This is a genomic window from Clostridia bacterium (assembly GCA_035561135.1).
GTDB lineage: Bacteria > Acidobacteriota > Terriglobia > Terriglobales > Acidobacteriaceae > DATMYA01.
This window is the reverse complement of record DATMYA010000014.1, coordinates 19,059-40,853: the sequence shown is the minus strand read 5'-3', so window position 1 is coordinate 40,853 and position 21,795 is coordinate 19,059. Positions and strand designations below refer to the sequence as shown.

At 57.5% G+C, this 21,795-nt stretch carries 15 protein-coding genes; 9 read left to right on the top strand and 6 right to left on the bottom strand.

All coding sequences use genetic code 11. The annotated features are described in order from the left end of the window. The 3 genes from VN622_03950 to VN622_03940 all read left to right on the top strand — a co-directional run bounded on the left by VN622_03950 (window position 1) and on the right by VN622_03940 (window position 6,103). Entirely contained in the window at window positions 1-1,128 is a 1,128-nt protein-coding gene (locus VN622_03950) for an ABC transporter permease (GenBank protein ID HWR35010.1), read from the top strand. 347 nt (window positions 1,129-1,475) lie between these two features. Continuing rightward, a complete protein-coding gene (nifJ, locus tag VN622_03945; protein HWR35009.1) occupies window positions 1,476-5,096 on the top strand; it encodes a pyruvate:ferredoxin (flavodoxin) oxidoreductase in 3,621 nt (1,206 codons plus the stop codon). Beyond that, a complete protein-coding gene (locus VN622_03940) occupies window positions 5,093-6,103 on the top strand; it encodes a dihydroorotate dehydrogenase-like protein (GenBank protein ID HWR35008.1) in 1,011 nt (336 codons plus the stop codon). Before nifJ ends, VN622_03940 begins: the two co-directional genes overlap by 4 nt. A 126-nt stretch (window positions 6,104-6,229) precedes the next feature. On the opposite strand, the gene VN622_03935 is transcribed toward VN622_03940, so the two are convergent. Beyond that, on the bottom strand, window positions 6,230-7,285 hold the full coding sequence (locus VN622_03935; GenBank protein HWR35007.1) for an SDR family oxidoreductase: 1,056 nt from the start codon (window positions 7,283-7,285) through the stop codon (window positions 6,230-6,232). A gap of 251 nt (window positions 7,286-7,536) precedes the next feature. On the opposite strand from VN622_03935, the gene VN622_03930 reads away from it, so the two are divergent. Continuing rightward, window positions 7,537-9,666, top strand: coding sequence for a S46 family peptidase (locus VN622_03930; GenBank protein HWR35006.1), 2,130 nt, complete (start codon window positions 7,537-7,539; stop codon window positions 9,664-9,666). Window positions 9,667-9,783: 117 nt separating this feature from the next. Then, window positions 9,784-11,025, top strand: a complete 1,242-nt coding sequence (gene dinB / locus VN622_03925) for a DNA polymerase IV (protein ID HWR35005.1) — start codon at window positions 9,784-9,786, stop codon at window positions 11,023-11,025. Between the two features lie 130 nt (window positions 11,026-11,155). Here the strand turns inward: dinB and VN622_03920 are convergent, their stop codons facing one another. The 4 genes from VN622_03920 to VN622_03905 form a co-directional block, all read right to left on the bottom strand. After that, window positions 11,156-12,619: a trehalose-6-phosphate synthase gene (locus VN622_03920; protein ID HWR35004.1), complete on the bottom strand. Its 1,464-nt coding sequence runs from the start codon at window positions 12,617-12,619 to the stop codon at window positions 11,156-11,158. Next, window positions 12,616-13,410 carry a trehalose-phosphatase gene (gene otsB / locus VN622_03915; GenBank protein ID HWR35003.1) on the bottom strand — a complete coding sequence of 265 codons (795 nt, stop codon included), beginning with the start codon at window positions 13,408-13,410 and terminating at the stop codon, window positions 12,616-12,618. Before otsB ends, VN622_03920 begins: the two co-directional genes overlap by 4 nt. Before the next feature lie 140 nt (window positions 13,411-13,550). Beyond that, window positions 13,551-14,204, bottom strand: a complete 654-nt coding sequence (locus tag VN622_03910; GenBank protein ID HWR35002.1) for a response regulator transcription factor — start codon at window positions 14,202-14,204, stop codon at window positions 13,551-13,553. Further along, entirely contained in the window at window positions 14,201-15,550 is a 1,350-nt protein-coding gene (locus tag VN622_03905; GenBank protein HWR35001.1) for a sensor histidine kinase, read from the bottom strand. Before VN622_03905 ends, VN622_03910 begins: the two co-directional genes overlap by 4 nt. A 296-nt stretch (window positions 15,551-15,846) precedes the next feature. On the opposite strand from VN622_03905, the gene VN622_03900 reads away from it, so the two are divergent. From VN622_03900 to VN622_03890, 3 genes are all read left to right on the top strand, one after another. Continuing rightward, complete coding sequence (locus tag VN622_03900; protein HWR35000.1) at window positions 15,847-17,055, top strand: ATP-dependent 6-phosphofructokinase; 1,209 nt, start codon at window positions 15,847-15,849, stop codon at window positions 17,053-17,055. Between the two features lie 161 nt (window positions 17,056-17,216). Next, window positions 17,217-19,472 carry a Tex family protein gene (locus VN622_03895; protein HWR34999.1) on the top strand — a complete coding sequence of 752 codons (2,256 nt, stop codon included), beginning with the start codon at window positions 17,217-17,219 and terminating at the stop codon, window positions 19,470-19,472. 230 nt (window positions 19,473-19,702) lie between these two features. Further along, complete coding sequence (locus tag VN622_03890) at window positions 19,703-20,200, top strand: CoA-binding protein (protein ID HWR34998.1); 498 nt, start codon at window positions 19,703-19,705, stop codon at window positions 20,198-20,200. Window positions 20,201-20,262: 62 nt separating this feature from the next. Here VN622_03890 and VN622_03885 read toward each other — a convergent pair whose 3' ends face one another. Then, complete coding sequence (locus VN622_03885; GenBank protein HWR34997.1) at window positions 20,263-20,748, bottom strand: DinB family protein; 486 nt, start codon at window positions 20,746-20,748, stop codon at window positions 20,263-20,265. Window positions 20,749-20,887: 139 nt separating this feature from the next. On the opposite strand from VN622_03885, the gene VN622_03880 reads away from it, so the two are divergent. Then, window positions 20,888-21,709, top strand: a complete 822-nt coding sequence (locus VN622_03880; protein HWR34996.1) for a class I SAM-dependent methyltransferase — start codon at window positions 20,888-20,890, stop codon at window positions 21,707-21,709. Window positions 21,710-21,795: the final 86 nt, after the last annotated feature.

The following is a 21,795-nucleotide window of genomic DNA, read 5'->3' as shown; positions in this document are numbered from 1 at the left end:
ATGCTGGAACGTATCAAGCACATGCTGATCAAGGAGTTCCTGCAGGCATTTCGCGATCCGAAAATGCTGCGCATTATCTTCATTCTTCCGTTGATGCAGGTGCTGATAATCGGGTATGCGGTGACGACCGACGTTCGCCACATCTCGGTCGCGCTTTTCGACCTGGACAACAGTGTGGAGAGTCGAGAGATTGCGAGCCGCTTCATGCAGTCCGGTTACTTTGAGCAGGTGGCGACCGTCTCGCGCGACGCGGACGCCTTGGAGATGCTGGACCGTGGACAGGCGCAAGTTGTGCTCCGGATGAACAAAGGACTTGGGGCAGACGTGCGCGCGGGGAAGACCGCCGACCTGCAACTCCTGGTGGATGGCACGGATTCGAACACCGCGAACATCGTCCTGAACTATTCGGGCGCGATTGCGGACCAGTTTTCTCAACGCGTGCTGCTGAAGCGGATGCAACTGGCCGGACAGCGCAAGACGCCGGGGCGCGTGGAGGTGGCGCGGAGAGCCTGGTTCAATGAGAACCTGGAGAGCCGCAATTTCTATGTACCCGGCGTGATCGCCATCATCGTGATGCTCATCACGTTCCTGCTGACCAGCCTGGCTATCGTGCGCGAAAAGGAGATCGGCACGATGGAGCAGATCATCGTGACGCCCATTCGCCCGATGGAGTTTATTCTCGGAAAAACCGCGCCTTTTGCGATCATCAGTCTTGTGGATGCGGCGCTCGTAGCAATAGCAGGCGTGCTCTGGTTCCAGATTCCTCTGCGCGGAAGCCTGCTCCTGCTGCTCGTGGCGACTCTGCTGTATCTTACGACGACACTTGGAATCGGGCTGTTGATCTCGACCGTGAGCCAGACACAGCAACAGGCGATGATGAGCACCTTCCTGTTCTACTTCCCGGCAGTCCTGTTATCGGGGTTCATGTTCCCCATCGCCAACATGCCCGATCCGGTGCAGTGGCTCACCTACATCAATCCGCTCCGCTATTATCTGGTTGTGATCCGCGCGCTGTTCCTGAAGGGGACGGGACTGGCGGTGTTGTGGCCGCAGTTCATGGCGCTGGCGATTATGGGTGTCGCTACCTTCGCGCTCGCGGCGGCGCGCTTCCGCAAGACTCTCGCCTAAGCCTGTGAAACCGCACAAAACCTGGTGACGCGCTGTCATGGGTCACCTTCGGTTGTGACGTCAATCACAGCGATTTGAGATGCCGGGAAGTCTAATCAGAACATGCTCTATCTGCTTGCGGTCGTGTGATTTGCGCAGTTTCACCCTGCCCACGACCACCCCGGCAGCCAAGCCTGCCGGGGACTCCGGACGGGCAGCCGTAGCAGAAGAGACTTTTCCGGGAGAAGGTTGCCGCCAAGTTGAGGTTAGGGAAAGATTGAAAACCGATCTTAACCCCAAGCCGTGGCACGCTTGGCGGTACAGCGACTAGAACCGTTTTCGTATGCTAGAGAGAATGGACTCATCCAATGAATAGAACAAAGGTCACAATCGACGGAAATGAAGCAGCGGCTTACGTTGCGCATAAGGTCAACGAAGTCATTGCAATTTATCCGATCACTCCTTCGTCGCCGATGGGCGAGTGGTCAGACCAGTGGTCCTCAGACGGCCAGCCAAATATCTGGGGCACCATCCCCAGCGTAGTTGAAATGCAGAGCGAGGGCGGAGCGTCGGGCGCATTGCACGGAGCGCTGCAAGCCGGTTCACTCGCGACGACGTTCACGTCGGCACAGGGCCTGCTGCTCATGATCCCCAACATGTACAAGATCGCAGGCGAACTCACCCCAACGGTGATGCATGTGGCCGCGCGCTCCCTGGCCGCACAGGCGCTCTCGATCTTCGGCGACCATCAGGATGTGATGGCTGTTCGCCAGACTGGCTGGGCGCTGCTCGCCTCGAATTCCGTACAGGAAGTGATGGATACAGCGCTGATCGCGCAAGCCGCGACGCTCGAATCGCGCATTCCGTTCCTGCATTTCTTTGACGGCTTCCGCACCTCGCACGAAGTTGCGAAGGTGGAGCAACTCAAGATTGACGATCTGAAAGCGATGATCAGCGATGAACTGGTGCAGGCGCATCGTGCCCGCGCGCTCTCGCCGGATCGTCCGTTCATTCGCGGCACTGCGCAGAATCCTGACGTGTATTTCCAGGCGCGCGAGACCGTAAATCCCTTTTATCTCGCTATCCCGACCATCGTGCAGAACGCGATGGACAAGTTCGCCGCCATCACCGGCCGCCAGTACAGGCTGTTCGATTACATGGGCGCACCCGATGCCGAGCGAGTCATCATTATCATGGGCTCCGGCGCCGAAGTGGCGCAGGAAGCAGTGGAGTACCTGGTCAGCAAGGGCGAGAAAATCGGCCTGTTGAAGGTCCGCCTGTATCGTCCGTTCTCGATTGAGCACTTCCTGAAGGCGCTGCCGGCCACGGTGAAATCGATTGCCGTGCTGGATCGCACCAAGGAGCCGGGCTCCACGGGCGAGCCTCTTTATATGGACGTGGTGACGGCCCTGAGCGAAGCGTTCAGTTCCGGCACTCTGCCGATGAAGGCTATGCCGAAGATCATTGGCGGCCGCTACGGCCTGTCCTCGAAGGAATTCACTCCGGCAATGGTGAAGGGCGTGTTTGACCAGCTTGCGGCGAAGCAGAGCAAGAACCACTTCACTGTTGGCATCGTGGACGACGTCACGCACACCAGCATCGACTACGATCCGAACTTCTCGACCGAGGACCCGGGTACGGTCCGCGCGCTGTTCTACGGACTTGGTGCAGACGGCACGGTCGGCGCGAACAAGAACTCGATCAAGATCATCGGCGAAGATACGGACAATTACGCGCAGGGCTACTTCGTCTATGACTCGAAGAAGTCCGGTTCGCTGACGACTTCGCACTTGCGCTTCGGACCTCGTCCGATTCGCTCCAGCTATCTCATCACGCGTGCGAACTTCCTGGCTTGCCACCAGTTCACGTTCCTTGAGCGCGTTGACATGCTGAAGCCGGCCGAAGATGGAGCTACGTTCCTTCTCAATTCCCCCTACGGGCCGGATGAGGTTTGGGACAAGCTGCCGCGCACCGTCCAGCAGCAGATTATCGGAAAGAAGCTAAAGCTCTTCGTGATCGATGGCTACAAGGTCGCGCGCGAAACCGGCATGGGTGGACGCATCAACACCATCATGCAGACCTGCTTCTTCGCCATCAGCGGCGTGTTGCCTCGCGACGAAGCAATCGACGCAATCAAGAAGGCCATTAAGAAGACTTACGGCAAGCGCGGCGAATCCGTGGTGCAGAAGAATTTTGCGGCCGTTGACTCCACGCTCGAAAACCTGTTTGAAGTAAAGATTCCGGCAACGGTTAGCAGCACCTTTGAGGTGCGTCCGGCGGTGCCGGCAGCGGCGCCAGAATTTGTGCAGAAGGTGCTTGCGCCGATTATCAGCGGTGACGGCGATCTACTTCCGGTAAGCGCGATGCCGATCGACGGCACGTACCCGACGGGGACGGCGCAGTGGGAGAAGCGCAACATCGCACTGGAGATTCCGGTGTGGGATGAAACGCTCTGCATTCAGTGCGGCAAGTGCGTCCTGGTATGCCCGCACGCGGTCATCCGTGCAAAGGTGTACGAGAGCGACGTGCTGAAGGATGCTCCCGAAGGCTTCAAGTCGGTTCCCGCGAAGTGGAAGAACTTTGCGGAATCGAAGTACACGCTGCAAGTCGCGCCGGAAGATTGCACCGGTTGCGCACTCTGCATTGAAGCGTGCCCGGCGAAGTCCAAGACGGAGACGAAGCACAAGGCCATCAACATGGCCGCGCAGCCTCCGATCCGCGAAGACGAAGCGCGAAACTGGGAATTCTTCCTCAATATCCCCGAGATTGACCGTCGCCAGATCAGCATGAGCCAGATCAAGGACGTTCAACTCCTGCAGCCGCTATTCGAGTTCTCCGGCGCCTGCTCTGGTTGCGGCGAAACGCCGTACATCAAGCTGATGACGCAATTGTTCGGAGATCGCACGGTGGTCGCGAATGCGACTGGCTGTTCGTCGATTTACGGCGCGAATCTGCCGACCACACCCTACACGGCCAACAATGACGGACGTGGCATCGCGTGGTCGAACTCGCTGTTTGAAGACAACGCCGAGTTCGGTCTTGGAATCCGCCTGTCACTCGACAAGCAGACCGAGTACGCGCGCGAACTGGTGGTCCGCATGGCCGCGCAACTTGGCGAAGAACTCGTCAAGGCGATCCTTGCGGCCGACCAGTCGAACGAGACTGGCATCAAGGCGCAGCGTGAACGTGTTGCTGAACTGAAGAAGAAGCTGGCCGGCGTCAAGACGGCGGAAGGCCGCGACCTGCTCAGCTTGGCCGACGCACTGGTCAAGAAAGCCGTGTGGATCGTCGGCGGCGACGGTTGGGCGTACGACATCGGTTACGGCGGCTTGGATCACGTGCTGGCCAGCGGCCGGAACGTGAACATCCTGGTGCTGGATACCGAGGTTTACTCGAACACCGGTGGCCAGATGTCGAAGTCCACACCGCGTGGCGCAGTCGCAAAGTTCGCTGCTGGCGGCAAGCCGCGTCCGAAGAAGGACCTGGCAATGATCGCGATGAACTATCCGGCGTACGTAGCACGGGTCGCGATGGGCTCCAGCGATATGCAGACGCTGAAGGCTTTCCTTGAAGCCGAGGCGTACGACGGGCCGTCGCTCATCATCGCGTACAGCCACTGCATCGCTCACGGATACGACCTCGTGCACGGACTCGACCAGCAGAAGCTTGCAGTTCAGTCCGGTCACTGGCCGATGTTCCGTTACAACCCGGCACTCGCGGAACAGGGCAAGAACCCATTCCAGCTTGATTCGAAGGCTCCAAGCATCGAACTTGACAAGTACATCTACAACGAAACTCGCTACACGATGTTGCGCCAGAGCAATCCTGAAGGAGCCGCTGAGCTACTGAAGGAAGCGCAACAGGATGTGAAGAGTCGTTGGAAGCAGTACGAGTACCTGGCGACGCAGAAGTTCGACGGAGCCACTACGGAAACAACCGAAGCCAAGCAGGAAACTGCGGCCTCGCTGAGCAAGGGAGCGGCAAAATGACCGACCTGAGAACGAAGTACCTCGGATTGCAACTGAATAACCCGATCGTCGTTTCGGCCGGCCCTCTGTGCAAGGACGTAGCGAACATTCGGAAAATGGAAGATGCGGGTGCGGGCGCCGTCGTGCTGCACTCGCTCTTCGAAGAACAGATCAACATCGAGAGCAACGAACTCGACCGGTTTCTGTGGAACAGTGCCGATGTCTCCGCGGAGTCGCAAAGCTACTTCCCGGATATGCAGACGTACAACCTCGGTCCAGACGCCTACCTCGAGCACATCCGTAAGGCGAAGTCGGCGGTGAAGATTCCGGTCATCGCCAGCCTGAACGGTGTCTCCAAGGGCGGATGGGTTCGCTACGCCAAAGACATGGAGCAGGCGGGCGCCGATGCCGTCGAACTGAACATTTACTTCCTGCCGACTGACCCCGCCATGGCGAGTGCCGACGTAGAGAACATGTACGTCGAACTCGTAGCGGCGGTTAAGTCCACGCTGAAGATTCCGGTCGCGGTTAAGATCGGGCCGTTCTTCAGCGCGATGGGCAACATGGCTCAGAGATTCGACAAAGCTGGTGCGGATGCGCTGGTACTGTTCAACCGCTTCTATCAGCCTGATTTCGATCTAGACGCGTTAGAGGTCGTTCCGAATCTAGTGCTCAGCCGGTCCAACGAGTTGAAGCTGCGCTTGCACTGGGTAGCCATTCTGTTCGGCAAGATCAAGGCTGATATGGCGATCACGGGCGGTGTACATACGGCGGAAGACATCGTGAAGTCGATCATGGCGGGCGCCAAGGTGGCGATGACGACCTCAGCGCTGTTGGAGCACGGCATCGAGTACGTGTCCACGCTGCGAACGAACCTGGGAGGCTGGCTCGAAGAACACGAGTACGACTCCATAGCGCAGATGCAGGGAAGCATGAGCCAGAAGAACGTCGCGCATCCGGCTGCGTTTGAGCGCGCGAACTACATGAAGGTACTCAGCAGTTATTCTGCAGGTCTTCCGGTTCGATAGCTTCGTGCCGCCGACAACGAAGGGTCGGCTGTGCGAAGCGTGAACCAGGACCTTTCAATGGAGCGAGTCTCCCGGCTCGCTCCAATTTTCCTTTCCGGACAAACTCAGCAACAGACCAGTCGCGAATCACGCGGCCTTGCGCATGATATCGGCTATGCTCGGCTCAGGGCGTCGCAAAGCCTTGAAGGCAGCCGCAGCCGTTCCAAGTATCGCTAGTGCCGCCAGCCAACGATTTCTGCTCAACAACAGTTCATAACTGCTATACGATGCTCGCGCATCGAAGTCGCCGTGCGCGCCATAATCGCGAGGTACAGGCTCCCAAAGATTGTCGAGCCGGTTCGGGTCGGCCGCTCCGTCGTATTGCTGCGACTCGTAGCCGGTTCTGCCAAGGTAGTGATCGAGCAGACCGGGGATAAACTTCTGTCCCCAGATCGCCATGAATGTTGGCAGACTGACGTACATTTCACGACGCTTGTGATGTGCGGCGAAATAGATAGCTTCGGCCGCGACTTCGGGTTGATAGATGGGCGGCACCGGCTGCGGCTTTCGAGGTAACCGGCTCTTCACCCAGTTAAACTGTGGCGTGTTGAGGGCCGGCAAGTGCACGACTGTCAGATGCAGGTCGCTGTGGTCGTGGATGAGTTCGCAGCGCAAAGAGTCCGTGAAGCCGATAATAGCGTGCTTGGCGGCACAATATGCTGACTGCAGCGGGATGCTGCGATATGCGAGGGCGCTGCCGACCTGCACGATGGTTCCGCGATTACGCGGCAGCATTCGCTTAAGCGCCGCAAGCGTGCCGTGCACGTATCCAAGATACGTGACCTCGGTCACGCGCCGGAACTCGGCCGCTGTCATTTCTTTCACCGCTGAGAAGACGGAGGCCATGGCGTTATTCACCCAGATGTCGATGCGTCCCCACTCGCGCTGCACGCGCTCGGCTGCGGCTTCGACCTGATCTGCGTTGGCAACGTCGGCCGGCAGCACCAGCGCACGTCCACCCAGGGACTCGACATCGCGGCGAGCGCCCTCGAGTCCCTCGCTGCCGCGGGCTATAAGGGCGACGTTAGCCTTACGGCGAGCGAATGCCTGGGCGGTTGCGCGTCCCACTCCAGCGGAAGCACCGGTAATAACGACGATCTCCGATGCGCTCATGGCGGCTCCGTTTAGCGAATTATCCTTCATGCTGTGCTGCTGAAACGTTGACTTTGTTTCAGCAGCCTCTTTCTTAGAGGATGCAAGCCGCACACGTGTCGATGCCAGCCAGTCGTTGGACTTTCACGACAGCTACTCGCGCGACCGATTCGGGGGTTGATCCGCTTGTGGCTCCTATCGGATTTGGCTTCCTGTCGTCTAAGAGAATATGATGTTTCGCCCGGACTGACCGGTGGAGCGTAGAGGGAGCATTTCCTTCCGCTCCGTGGAGCGCAATCACGATGAGGAAAAGATTTCTGTTATTGACGGCCCTGCTATGTCTGCTGGCTACGGGCGCCATTGCGGATGAGGGTATGTGGTTGTTCAACCGTGCGCCGAAAGACAAGATCAAGGCGCGCTACGGCTTTGAGCCGACGCAGCAATGGCTGGATCACCTGCAGCTTGGTTCGGTGCGCTTCAACAATGGTGGCTCGGGTTCATTCGTTTCCGCGAACGGCCTTGCCTTCACCAACCACCACGTTGGCGCCGATTGCCTGCAGGGTGTGGCGACCAAGGAAAAGGACTACATGAAGCAGGGCTTCTACGCGCGCACCGGCGCGGAAGAGCTGAAGTGTCCCGATCTAGAGTTGAACGTTCTGGAAGGCATCGAGGACGTAACGGACCAGGTGCAGGGCGCCGCGAAAAAGGGCATGACCCCGGCAGAAGCCGGGCAGGCCCAGCGTGCATTAATGTCGCAATTGGAGGCCGACTGCTCAAAGAAGACAGGCCAGCGCTGTGACGTCGTGACGCTGTATGCAGGCGGCATGTACCACCTCTACAAGTACAAGAAGTACACAGATGTTCGCGTAGTGTTCGCGCCTGAGTTCCCAATCGCGTTCTTCGGCGGAGATCCGGACAACTTCGAGTTTCCGCGTTACGACCTGGATGTCGCGTTCTTCCGTATATACGAGAACGACAAGCCCGTACAGTTGAAGAACTACTTAAGGTGGTCGAACACCGGCGTGAAGGAAAACGATCTAATCTTTGTCTCCGGGCATCCTGGGCGGACCGAGCGCATGAATACGCTTGCGCAACTGGAGTACACGCGCGACGTGCGACTCCCCTTCACGCTTGAATCCCTGAAGCGGCGAATCGGCGTTCTGCACGCATTTGCGGCCAAGTCGGAAGAGAATGCGCGCATCGCTCGCGAAGACATCTTCGGTCTGGAGAATTCGTTTAAGGCGCAGGACGGTCAGTACAAGGGCCTGCTGGACAAGCAGTTGATGGCCAAGAAGGCCTCGGAAGAACAGAAGCTGCGAAGCTCGGTGGAAGCCGATCCCAAGAAGAAGGCGGAGTTTGGCACCGCATGGCCGGCGATCGAGCAGGCAGTTAAGGTGCAGCGTGAGCTTTTCCTGCCGTCGACCTTCCTGGAGAATCGCGGCGGATTCCGTGGCCAACTGAACGGCATCGCTCGCAACCTGGTGCGTGTTGCCGAAGAACGCGAGAAGCCGAATGCTCTGCGGTTGCGAGAATATCGCGAGTCGAACTTGGCGTCCCTCGAGCAGGAATTGTTTTCTACCGCGCCGATCCATAAGGACCTTGAGACGCTCACCTTTACCGACTCGCTCACCGAAATGCGTGCCCGTCTCGGAGCCGACAACGAGGTCGTGAAGAGCGTTTTGAGCGGCCGCACGCCGGAGCAGGTTGCAAGCGAAGCCATCGCAAATACAAAGCTCGACCAGGTGAATGTGCGCAAGCAGCTTTACACCGGCGGCATCAAGGCCATAGAGGCCAGCACTGACCCGCTGATCGTTCTCATGCGGAAGATCGATCCCGCTGCACGCGCGATTCGCAAGCGCATGGACGACGAGGTAGACGCCGTGCTGCGGCAGAATTATGCGCTCATTGCGAAGGCCCTTTTCGCCGAGCGGGGAACCAGTATGTACCCGGATGCGACATTCACGCTTCGCCTGAGTTATGGTGCGGTGAAGGGCTATGACGCCGATGGCAAGCATATCCCGTCCGCCACCACAATGGGCGGAGCATACGAACACGCGGCGAAGCACGGCAACAAGGATCCTTACGAGTTGCCGAAGTCGTGGATCGATGCAAAGCCAAAGCTGAAACTCAACACGCCTTTCAACTTCGTTTCGACGGCCGACATCATTGGCGGCAACTCCGGTTCCCCAACGGTAAACAAGGCCGGCGAAGTCGTCGGCATTATCTTCGACGGCAACATCCAGTCGCTACCGTGGAACTACGTCTTTGACGACCGGCAGGGCCGCGCCGTCCACGTCGATTCGCGGTCAATTATCGAGTCGCTGCGGACGATCTACAATGCGACCGAACTCGCGGACGAACTGACGGGCGGCACCGCTAAGGCTTCGCAAGTAGTTCCGGCAGCTAAAGCGAAGGCAGCTACAAAGAAGTAAAGCAGCGAACGCAGCAAGAGGCTGGGGAAGGCGACTTCTCCAGCCTTTCGTTTTCGCGACCGATGCAGCGCGTGTGCGCCAGGTCACATCCTGTGGGCTAGAATCGCAGTAATCGAAATGCCGGAAATTCCAGCTAAAACGTATTTCCATGTCGATATGGACGCCTTCTTCGTATCGGTCGAGGAGCTTTACGATCCTTCGCTGAAAGGAAAGCCCGTGGTTGTTGGCGGCAAGGCGAACGAACGCGGCGTAGTGGCGGCAGCGTCTTATGCGGCAAGGAAATTCGGGGTGCACTCGGCGATGCCGCTGCGCACGGCCGCAAAGCTGTGTCCGCAGGCCGTGTTTCTCGACGGGCATCCTGAACGTTATCGCGTGTACTCCGAGAAGGTTCATGACGTACTTTATGGGTTCACGCCAGCGCTGCAGATGGCGTCGATCGACGAGGCGTATCTCGACATGACCGGCACGGAACGCTTGCACGGTCCGCCGCTTCGGGCCGCGCATCAACTGCACGAAGCGATGAAGCGCAACACTGGGCTGAACTGCTCGATAGGCATCGCCACATCGCGCATGGTTGCCAAAGTGTGTTCCGACCAGGCGAAGCCGAATGGCGTGCTCTGGATACCGCGGGGCGAGGAGGCGAGTTTTCTCTCGCGCCTGGACGTACGCAAGATCCCCGGTGTCGGTAAGGTTACAGAGGAGAGGTTGATTGCGCTCGGAATTCGGCAGATTGGGCAGCTCGCGGCGATGAGCGACGCAACGTTGCGCGATACTCTGGGCGACTGGGCGGTCGCGCTCGGAGAGAAGGCGCGGGGCTTCGATGCAGGCGCGTGGTTCGCGGGAGAAGTCGGCGAACAGGAGGACCCGAAGTCCGTCAGCCATGAACACACGTTCGACGAAGATACGTCGGATGAGCGCAGGTTGGAATCGATGCTGGCTAAGCTGTCGGAGATGGTGTGCCGGCGGTTGCGTGAACACGGCCTTCATGCCCGAACGGTGCAACTCAAGCTTCGCTATACGGACTTCAAGACCATAACGCGCGCCCACACGCTGCGCCGGACTACGCAGGTCGATACCGAAATCTTCGAGGCCGTGCGTGAGCTATTTCGAGGCAACTGGAATGGCGGCACAGTACGTTTGTTGGGCGTGCAGACTTCGTCGTTCGAACAAGGCGAGGCGCAGCCTGACTTGCTGGCGAATGACCAGCATGATCGCTGGACGAAGGCGCTGAACGTAGCCGACCGCATGCGCGACAGGTTCGGCGATGGCGCCGTGTCACTCGCCATCGGAATGAAGTCGAAATTCCGCGAGCGCACGCAGGAGACTCCGGCGTCCCTGCCCGGAAAAAAGAAAGAGTAGCTTTATCATGCAGCTGCTCACGCCGCGTTGGAGTTCGATCTCGCACCACGGCACGGCGCTGAATCGCGCTGGGAGCCTTGTGTTCTTAGCGAAAATTACGGGCGATCAAGCAACGCGTCAAGCCGGAAGCTCAAGCGACCGCAACCGTGCTGGCCAGTGCAGCTCTCGGGGTAAAGTTCCGCGAGCGTCCACCGACGTTGTTTCCTAGTGCAGACGAACACCAATGCCAGATGTCATTGTGCATCACGGCTTTCTGCATGGCCGCCATTCTTGTTCTTACTTCCGAGCGGCTCATCGTGAGTGCAGTGAAGAAAGACTGCGCCAATCCGGCAATGTCATGCGGATTTACCAGGACTGCGCCATTGCAAAGTTCCTGCGATGCGCCTGCGAATTTACTCAGAACCAGCACTCCTGATTGGTCCACCTTGGATGCACAAAACTCTTTTGCAACCAAGTTCATACCATCCTTAAGCGACGTTACCAGCATTGCCGTTGCGGATCGGTAGAGCGCGACCAATTCTTCACACGGAATACTCCGATGCATGTACACGATTGGCGTCCATCGTGGGCGTCCGAACGTGCCATTAATCTCGCTGATCTGCCGCTCGACTGACAGTCTTAACGATTCGTATTCAGGTACTTCCTCTCTGCTTGGGATAATCAGTTGCAGGAGCACCAGTTCGCCCTGTAGTTCGGGATGCTGCTCGAGCAGCATTTTGTAAGCAGAGAGTCTCTGGGGCACTCCCTTGGTGTAATCAAGCCGATCGACGCCCAGCATCATTCTGCTGCCGCGGAAGGCCGAATCCAACGATTGCATCTGTACGGCCACCTCTGAGGAACCGGCGAGAGTCGCAAATTTCTGCGAGTCAATCCCTATAGGGGAGGTGAGCAGCGAGGTCGAAGTACCCTCGAACTGCACCACGAGTTCCTCTCTCCGGCGCAGGAGCCTGAGCCGCCGGCCGAAAGCATTACGAAGGCATTGAAGGAAATTATGCCGGTCGCCACTTGTTTGAAAACCGATTCGTTCGAAGGACAACATTGCCCGAAGAATGGTCTCTCCGGTAGGGAGAGTGGCGAACGTATCAGGTCCAGGGAAGGGAACATGATGGAAGTAAGCGAGACGCAATCCCAAGCGACGGCGTCGCAAGGAGCGTCCCAGCAGCATTAGGTGATAATCGTGTACCCAAACGAGGTCGTCCGGCATGGCGCTGGCCGTCACCGCATCAGCGAACTTCTCAGTCACAGCCTGGTAAGCGTCCCAGTAGCTGGCGTCGAAGTTGCACAACGTCTGCATATTGTGGAACAGCGGCCATAAGACCTGGTTCGCGAATCCGAGGTAGAACTTTTCTTTTTCGTATTCCGTGAGATACACGGGCACAAGTTTGCGCTGGTGGTGGTCCATTGCGTTCAGTTGGCTGTCGATGCCGGGAGCATAATCTGTTCCGGTCCAGCCGATCCATGTGGACGGAATCGTTTTCAGTAGCGGGCCGAGAGCCGTAACGAGTCCACCGGAGCTTGGCCGCAAATCTCCAGAGCACGATACTGTGACTGGCAAGCGGTTCGAGACAACGATCAGGCGCGACGTATCCCTCATGGTTGTACCTCCGTACAGGCTTGTATCCAGTCACGCAGAAACCATTCAACCTCGTGCGGAGGACGTAGCCAATACTGGGCTGCGGTAAACCTGTAGCTTGGCCGAACAAGTACCGTGAGGCCTCGGCCGTGCAAGGCGCGAAATGCATATTCGTCCGTAGTATCGTCACCGAGATACGCGACCGCTGCATCGGCGCCCAATTCAGACAAGATGGTCTTGACCACCTTTGCCTTGTTGCACCCAACGCGCAATTCGACTCCGTGGTCGAATTCCTCTATGCGCAATCCCCCAACGGCGACGTAGCGGGAGAAGCAGTTGTAGGCTGTCGCTTTTGCTGCCTCTGCGTGACTTGCGCTGAGACCTCTCCAATGGAGTGCCACGCATCCCGGCTTTGTTTCGGTCAGCTCGCTAAAGCCCCTGTTCGATAGATCGGCAAATACAGCGTCCAGCGCACGTTCTACAGCGCCGTCCAAGGGAGATCGCCAAGAGCTCCCATCCGTGCGCATCCTCTCCAATCCATGGCAGCCCCAAACCTCCGGGCGACGGGCGGTTTTGAGCAACAGTGGAATTTCAGACGCCTGGCGGCCCGAAACGATGATCACCCTGGTTTTAGAGTGCGCCATGATTTCGTCTAGCAGTTCTGTAATGTGTGGGTACGGATAAGCCTGATGACGATCGGCGACGAAGGGGGCGAGGGTACCATCGTAGTCGAGCAGAAGTGCACGACGGGGTGCAACCGGGGAGCGGAAGAACGGCAACGCCTGACTAGTTCGAGTGACAGCAGTACTCACGTTGATCTCCAGTGCAGAGCTTTCGCGTCGGCCTCGACGTGGCTTCACTATGAACTGGAGTGATTCTTCGGGCTATACCGTCTCCGGCGTATCTTCGCCGGAAAAGCACTGTACGCCGTACGTTGTTGATGGACCGTCCTTTAGAAGACGATTATCTTCTTTCGCACAGCATACAGGACCAGATCGGTTGCGCTATGGAGGTCAAGCTTTTGCATGATACGTGTGCGATGAGTCTCTACCGTATAGGTGCTGAGGTTCAGATCGACAGCGACATCTTTGTTGGACTTGCCCTCTGCGAGCAACTGAAGAATTTCCTTCTCGCGATCGGTGAGTAGATCGTAACTGTCATCGAGTCCACGCTGCTGCATCTGGCGCATGTAATCCTCAAGCAACGTGTTCGCGATGACAGGACTAAAGAATGGTTTCCCTTGGGCGACGACCTGAACAGCCCGGTACAAATCAACCTCTGCATTGTCTTTCAGGAGATAACCCTTTGCACCCGCAGCAAGAGCCCTGGTTAGATAACTTTCGTCAGAATACATGCTCAGGATGATTACGGATGTTTTGGGGTTGCGCTTCGTGATCTGCGTCGTTGCCTGGATACCGTTCAGGTTAGGCATCGCCACGTCCATGATGACAACGTCCGGGCTGAGTTCCTCAGCGAGGCGCGCCGCCTCACGTCCATCTTCCGCTTCACCGACCACTTCAAAATTGTCATGCTGTTCGAGTTGGAGGCGAAGCCCCCTTCTGACAATCCCGTGATCGTCGGCGATCAAGATTCGTGTCTTCTTCAAGCAACACCCCCCGTACCGTCGACTGGGATTGTGGCGAGCACACTTGTACCTTCACCCTGCCGGGAGGCAATCTTAAGCCTGCCGCCGACGGATTGAACCCGTTCCTTCATGCCGATCAATCCTAGTCCGCCCGGAACACCTGCAGTATCCGGGGCAAAGCCGATTCCATTATCCTGGACTTCGACTTCGATTTCGCTCCCGCGCTGTTCAATGCTGACGCGAACTTTCGTTGCTTCCGCGTGACGAGCACAGTTCGTGAGTGCTTCCTGTACCAATCGATAGATGCAGGTCCGCCGAGCATCATCCAGCGCCTCGACATCGCCTTGGACAACAACACTCGCAGGTACACCCGTGTGTCGTGCAAACTCGCGGCCCTGCCACTGCAGAGCGGGTTCCAAGCCCAAGTCGTCGAGCATGGATGGACGAAGACCCATTGCCAGGTCGCGCACGGTGCGCATCGCTTCGCTGTTCAGCCGTTTCGCTTCTTCGATCCGATTATGCAAGACAGGTAACCCTGTTCTACCGGCGGTCTCTACATTCGCAAGTTCCATTCCCAATGCGGTCAAAGTCTGACCAACCTCGTCATGTAACTCGCGCGATAGGGACTTCCGTTCATTCTCCTGCGCCTGTACGAGTCGATGCGACAGCCTTCTGAGATCGTCCTCCGTGCGTAATATCTGTTTGCGCTGCCTTTCGTGTTCCTTCTCGAGGATACTGACCCGGAACGTGGTGACAACTGCCACGATCACTCCCAGGCAGAGAGAAAATCCCATCATGCGGAGCAGAAATTGCCGGAGGTTCTGCTGGCTATCGCGGATGCGTTGCTGTTCGTGTTCCAGATTTTCCCGGTTTGCCCTGGCAATCTCGCGCGCAAGACTGACCACCGCCTGCCGTCGAGGAAGTACTTTGTGGCGAAGAAAGCCCCAGCTCATTTCCGCCTTGTCTTTCGGTGTCCAGTCGAAGATTGGGTCGAGAGAGTCCCAGTAGCCCTGAACTTCATCTTGAAGGCGCATGAGTCCTGGAGTTGCAGGTTGGCCTCGTTCAGCCGAGAGTTTGTCCAATCGCTCCTGCAGAGAAGCGCGAATGACGAGTAATTGCTCACGATGCGACCTCACATTCTGCGGCGACGGATCCAGTAAATAATCTCGAATCAGGATATCTGCGAGGTACATGTCCGACACGATGTCACGGCGAAACGATTCTGTCCGCAGATACGTGTTCTGGGTGTGCTCCATCTCTCTATAAATGGTTTTCGCACGGCGCACCGCACCGATCCCAAGAATCCCGATTAGCGTAACCAGAATCCCAAACCCGAGCGCGATGATGTAAGTAGATCGCGAGCGCATGTCAGGCTACCTCAAGTCGAACGCTGCTTGATTGAGCTACTCGTCAATCACCATCATATCTTGCATACATGCCACCTGCGTCTCTCCGGGCGGGCTAGGGGGTGTATTGAGCGGCTGTAGAAGGCGAATTTCGGGCGACAAATAATTCTCCGCAGCCACTCTGATGTTTACAATTGAGATAGGCATTGCGAAGAAAATCATAGTGCTTTGGTGATCGCTTGACACGCGTTCGCTTGGAGCCGATGTGGATCTGCTCTGTAACAGTGTCTTTTCAACTCTCTATAGACAGGACTTTTATGGCGAATACGACAGCAAAGAAAGGCGTAATCGGAATTCTTACTGGGGGCGGAGATGTGCCCGGGCTGAACCCGGCAATCCGGTCCGTCACCTTCAGGGCGATTCGAGAAGGCTGGCAAGTGATCGGGCTCAGGCGCGGATGGGGAGGGCTGGTCGACATTGTTCGCGACAAGGATCACGACAACAGCGATAACTTCCAGATTCTTTCCGACGAATTGGTCAACCGTGCAGGTCGAACCGGTGGCACGTTCCTGCACAGTTCGCGCACGAACCCTGGCAAGGTAAGCAAGTCGAGAGTGCCCGACCACCTGAAAGGCGCTTACAACTCCGAAATCAACGACCTGACTCCCGAGGTTCTGAAGAATCTTGATTGGCTCGGGATTGATTACCTGATTCCGATTGGCGGTGATGACACGCTGAGTTACGGAGTGCGCCTGTATCAGGAAGGCGTGAAGGTAGTCGCGATTCCCAAGACGATGGACAACGACGTGCCGGGAACCGATTACTGCATTGGGTTCAGCACGTGCGTAAGCCGCACGATTCAGCTCGCGAACGATCTTCGCACCTCGGCGGGTTCGCATGAGCGCTTCCTCGTTCTCGAAGTGTTTGGACGGTACGCAGGCTTTACGGCCATGCTGCCGACGATGGCAGGAGCCGCTAACCGCTGCGTCATTCCGGAGCACCAATTCGACATCGAGCAGCTGACCGAACTGATGGTGGCTGACCGCCGTCAGAACTCAAGCCGGTATTCGGTTGTCCTGGTTTCGGAAGGCGCGATGTTCAAGGGCGGCGATATGATCTTCACCGAGCAGACCACGGATGCGTACGGCCACAAGAAGCTCGGCGGCATCGGTGACCTCGTGGCCGCGAAACTCAAGGAACTTTCGCCGAAATACAACAACGGCAGGACCGTGGAGTGTATCACTCAGAAGCTAGGTTACCTGGTGCGTGGCGGCGATCCGGATGCCCTCGACTCGATCGTCCCGATGGCCTATGGGAACCTGGCGCTTGACCTGGTGTTGAGCAAGATACACGGCCGCGTGGTGGTGTTGAAGAATGGCCGGTATGACAACCTGCCGATTGAAACTGTCACGGCCTCCAAGAAGTTGGTCAACGTCAGGGAACACTACAATACCGAGCGCTTGCGACCGCATTACAAGAGCTTCGAAATGAAGCCGCTCTTCATCATGACGAGTGACCTCGTATAGCGCGGAATCGCGGCGCAAACCCTGAGCAAACAGCCCAGGAGTTATATGCAAGCGAGGCTTGACGATCCCACAGATCGGTCCTGCCTCGCGTTGCTTTCTGCTCCTACACTATTCTGTCCGATTCCGCAAAGCGACTCCGGTTAACATGGGCACGAGCTGTCATGACTGATCGAAAAATTCTATCTCCCGAAATTCTGGGCCATATCGCCCAGACACTCAACATCCCCATGCGCGGCATGCTGGCGGTCATCGAGCTGCTTGATGACGGCGGCACAGTTCCATTTATCGCGCGTTATCGCAAGGAGGCGACCGGAAATGTCGACGAAGTACAGGTTCGCGACATCGAGGAAAAGCTAGGCTACTTCCGAGACCTGGTTGCGCGACGCGAGACGATTCTTGCGTCCATCGGCGAGCAAGGGAAGCTTACGGACGAACTTAAGGCGCGTATCGATGCCACGTTCGACAAGAGCGAACTGGAAGACCTCTATCTGCCGTATCGTCCCAAGCGACGTACCAAAGCGACAATAGCGCGCGAGAAGGGCCTGGAGCCTCTCGCTCTTTATCTGTGGGCGCAGCAGCCAACGACCGACCCGCTGGAGACTTTTGCCGCGAGCTTCGTTAACGCGGAGAAGGCGGTCAACAGCATTGAAGAGGCTTTCGAAGGCGCAAGGCACATTGTTGCCGAAATGATCAGCGAGGACGCCGATATTCGTAAGGCCCTGCGCCAGATCATGTTCGAGGAGGGTGCGGTCGTCAGCCACAAGGCGACGGATGCCGTCGACGAGCAGGAAAAATTCAAGATGTATTACGAATATCGCGAGCCGGTGAAGACGATTCCGTCGCACCGGATGCTTGCGATCCGGCGCGGTGAGGGCGAAAACGTTCTCTACTTCGGCATCGAACTCGAGCCATTGCGAGCACTTTCCGCGTTGCGCGCGCGAATTGTGCGCACTCCCGGCGACTGGACACCGCACCTCGAAGCCGCCATCGAAGATTCATGGCAACGCCTGCTGAACTCCTCTGTCCAGGGAGAAATCCGGCTCGAACTGAAGAAGCGTTCGGACACAGACGCCATCGGGGTTTTCCGTGAGAATCTTCACCACCTGCTGCTGGCGCCTCCAGCGGGGCCAATCTCTGTCTTAGGTATAGATCCCGGCATGAGAACCGGCTGCAAGATCGCCGTGGTGGATGAGACAGGGAAGTTTCTTGCGCACGACGTTATCTACCTGCACCGGTCCAAGGCGGAAGCGGCGGGCGCGGCAAAGACCTTGGAGTCCCTGCTGCGGCAGCACAACGTCCGCGCCATCGCAATCGGCAACGGCACGGCTTCGCGTGAAACGGATGTCTTCGTCCGCGATTTCCTGCGCGATCAACGGCTCGACGGCATTTTCTCGGTGACGGTGAGCGAATCTGGAGCGAGCGTGTACTCGGCTTCCGATGTTGCGCGGCAGGAATTTCCGGATCTCGACCTGACGGTTCGCGGCGCGATTTCAATCGCGCGCCGCTTGCAGGACCCGCTTTCTGAACTCGTCAAGGTTGATCCCAAGTCAATCGGTGTCGGCCAGTATCAGCACGATGTGGACCAGCGCCAGTTGCACCAGTCTCTTGAAACGGTGATCGAGAGTTGTGTCAACCGTGTTGGCGTTGATCTGAACACCTCCTCGTGGACGCTGCTTCGTTATGTCGCTGGCGTGACGGAACGGACGGCCATCAACATCGTCAAGTACCGCGACGGAAACGGGCGTTTTCGCTCTCGCGTGCAGTTGAAAGAAGTACCTGGAATCGGTCCGAAGACGTTCGAACAAGCTGCGGGCTTCCTGCGCATACGCAATGGCGACAACCCGCTCGACATCACGGCCGTACACCCGGAGTCCTACCAGGTGGTGGAGCAGATTGCCGAGTCTCTGAAGGTTCCTATCGAGGACCTGGTAAAGAACCCGCACCTGCTCGATCAACTGGATCGCAGCGGGCTCTCCGCCGGAAGCTATACATTGAACGACATCATTGAAGAACTGCGCAAGCCGGGGCGCGACCCGCGCGACAAGTTTGTGGCGCCGAGCTTCAATGAGCAGGTTCGAGAAATTTCCGATGTGCAGTCGGACATGGTGCTGGAAGGCGTGGTGACCAATGTCACCAAGTTCGGCGCCTTCGTGGACATCGGCGTCCACCAGGATGGCCTGGTTCACATCAGCGAGCTTTCAAACCGCTACATTAAGGATCCTTCGGAGGCGGTGAAGGCCGGCCAGATCGTGAAGGTGAAAGTGCTCAGCGCGGATACGAAAACGAAGCGGATTGCGCTCTCAATCAAGGCTTTGCAAGGTACTCCGCAGCGGGTTCCGCAGAAGCCTCCGGAAAGACCGAAGGCTTCGCTCGACGACAAACTAGCCGCGCTGTCGTCGAAGTGGAAGGTGCGCTGAGACTGTAGGCTCTAGCCGAATCATGCTGGTATCTTACAGGCTGCTGAAACCTCGAAGCCGGTTCCAAAGCGTCCAAAGAGCAAGGTGGTCCTGAGCGCTGCGAAGGATCTGCTGTTAGCGATACAGCAGATCCCTTGGTCACGCTAGCGTTTTTGGGATAGCAGACTGTGAATTCAGAAGTAGAATGTGCTTAGTGTCCCGGTTGGAGACTTGGAGCAGGAGGGTCGTTCATGGCCGCAACATCCAGCAAAGACGCTCCGGCGCGCGCAACGAGTACACAGATCACGGAGTTCCTAAATCAGCGTCGTTTCGCTGCCGTGGGCCTATCCAGAGACCCGAAGGATTTCACTCGAACACTGGTGCGCGAGTTCGAGACCAGGGGCTATGAAGCGGTGCCAGTCAATCCCGCCGTCAGAGAACTTGGCGGGCATGAGTGCTTCGCACGAGTACAGGAGATAAGGCCCGCAGTCAAAGCTGCCCTGGTGCTGACGTCCCCGGCCGCGACCGAACAGGTTGTGGCGGATTGCATTGCGGCTGGCGTGACTCACATCTGGATGTACCGTGGTGGTGGAGTTGGAGCGGTACACCCAGCCGCGGTTGCACTCTGTAGTGAGCGCGGCATCAGCGTTATTGCCGGCGAGTGCCCGTTGATGTTCTTGCCAAACACCGCTTTTCCGCACATAGTCCATGGACTAATCAGGAAGATCGTCGGAACGTATCCGCGTTAGGAACTGAATGGCTGCGACTGGCGTGTGCTCTCGACGCGTGGCGACGCTTGGATCGCCGCTTGTCATTGTGAAGGCCAGGCACCCAGCAGTCGCCGGACCGCGACAATTTCGCCCAGGTGGTACGCGGTGTGATCGATGATCACGAATGCTTCGCGTAGAAGAGTTTGACCGTCGCCCCAGGGGAAGGGCGTGAACAGATCCCCTTTTTCCACGAGTTGAATGAACTGCTCGCGGTCCGCAATTACCTGTTGGACGGACTCCTCCCAGGCACTGTCGTTCGGTGGCGCAACCGATTCCGGCCAGTAACTTTGAGGCCAGTTTGGCGTTACATAGCCGCCATCCACATTTCTGCTGAATCTCAGAATATCTTCCTGGGTTATGCGAATATGCCCGAGCAGTTGCCATGCTGAGTACGGAAGTCCTTTGGGCACAGTCCCACGCAACTTAGGTGGAAAGCCCGCAATCACCTCTTCAAAGCTGAGATGTGCATTGCCGCTTCTGAGTTGAAAAGCTATCTCCTTACGAATCGGGTCTATGTCAGCTGACATAAGTCCTCCACCGCAGTCGAAGCGCCTGACGTTGACACTGAGATGTCTGGGCCTGACCGTCGGGTTTTGACCAGGCACGGTAATCTTCCTTGTCGAGCAGGTGACGCAAATCGGATGGCTTGCCTCTAAACGAGAGACGTTGGAGGCAGCCATCGAGATAAATGCCGAATCGGTGCGCCGACATTATGACCAGATGGCCTGGGTCTATCGCCTGTTCTGGGGTGATCACATTCACCACGGTTTGTTCGCCGATGGAGCTATGACGGCCTCGGCGGCGCAGCTTCGGTTACTCGACTTCTGTTCGCAGATTCTCGAGCTGAAGCCTGGAGGCGGAACTGCGCTGGACGTGGGCTGTGGACACGGCGGCACCTGCCTATATTTGGCGTCGAGGTTCGGATACCAAGTGACTGGCTTCACCCTGAGTCCAAAGCAGGCGCACTTCGCACGCCGGAAGATCACGAATGCTGGTGCGCAATCTGTCGTCGAAATCCGAGTCGCCGATGCGGAACGAACCGACTGCGGCATTGAAACCTGCGACCTGGTTTGGGTCATGGAATCCTCAGAGCACTTCTCTGACAAGGCCGGATTCTTCACTAGAGTCGGGCGGTGTCTGCGACCGGGAGGCCGACTTCTGGTCGCGGCCTGGACCGGTTCCATGTGTAGCCTGCGCGTGCGTGCGGTCGCCAAAAACTTTGTATGTCCTTCCTTGCTGACGAGCCAGGATTACAACTCGCTTATTACCGAGGCTGGCCTTGTGCCAACGCGCTCCGTGGACTTGAGCGCCGGCGTCGCTCGGACCTGGGATGTTTGCCGAAGGCGCGCGCAGGCGTTTCGCTTCCTGCTGCCGTTCCTGCCAAGCGAGGTCAACCACTTCTCGTGCGCAATCCCTGTCATTCAAGAAGCGTACGCGTCCGGAGAACTGACGTACTCGATCATAGCGGCGCAACGTCGGGAGCCGTAACAACAACATTAGCCGCACACAATGTAGAGAATACGTGCTTCGTTCGCGTTAGCACCGAGTTATAGGTACTCTGCTGGAGTAGAATT

Excerpts from the sequence above, each read along its gene's own strand:
- VN622_03950 (HWR35010.1), top strand. The coding sequence starts at position 1 with ATGCTGGAACGTATCAAGCACATGCTGATCAAGGAGTTCCTGCAGGCA.
- nifJ (HWR35009.1), top strand. The coding sequence starts at position 1,476 with ATGAATAGAACAAAGGTCACAATCGACGGAAATGAAGCAGCGGCTTAC.
- VN622_03940 (HWR35008.1), top strand. The coding sequence starts at position 5,093 with ATGACCGACCTGAGAACGAAGTACCTCGGATTGCAACTGAATAACCCG.
- VN622_03935 (HWR35007.1), bottom strand. The coding sequence starts at position 7,285 with ATGAAGGATAATTCGCTAAACGGAGCCGCCATGAGCGCATCGGAGATC.
- VN622_03930 (HWR35006.1), top strand. The coding sequence starts at position 7,537 with ATGAGGAAAAGATTTCTGTTATTGACGGCCCTGCTATGTCTGCTGGCT.
- dinB (HWR35005.1), top strand. The coding sequence starts at position 9,784 with ATGCCGGAAATTCCAGCTAAAACGTATTTCCATGTCGATATGGACGCC.
- VN622_03920 (HWR35004.1), bottom strand. The coding sequence starts at position 12,619 with ATGAGGGATACGTCGCGCCTGATCGTTGTCTCGAACCGCTTGCCAGTC.
- VN622_03905 (HWR35001.1), bottom strand. The coding sequence starts at position 15,550 with ATGCGCTCGCGATCTACTTACATCATCGCGCTCGGGTTTGGGATTCTG.
- VN622_03900 (HWR35000.1), top strand. The coding sequence starts at position 15,847 with ATGGCGAATACGACAGCAAAGAAAGGCGTAATCGGAATTCTTACTGGG.
- VN622_03895 (HWR34999.1), top strand. The coding sequence starts at position 17,217 with ATGACTGATCGAAAAATTCTATCTCCCGAAATTCTGGGCCATATCGCC.
- VN622_03890 (HWR34998.1), top strand. The coding sequence starts at position 19,703 with ATGGCCGCAACATCCAGCAAAGACGCTCCGGCGCGCGCAACGAGTACA.
- VN622_03885 (HWR34997.1), bottom strand. The coding sequence starts at position 20,748 with ATGTCAGCTGACATAGACCCGATTCGTAAGGAGATAGCTTTTCAACTC.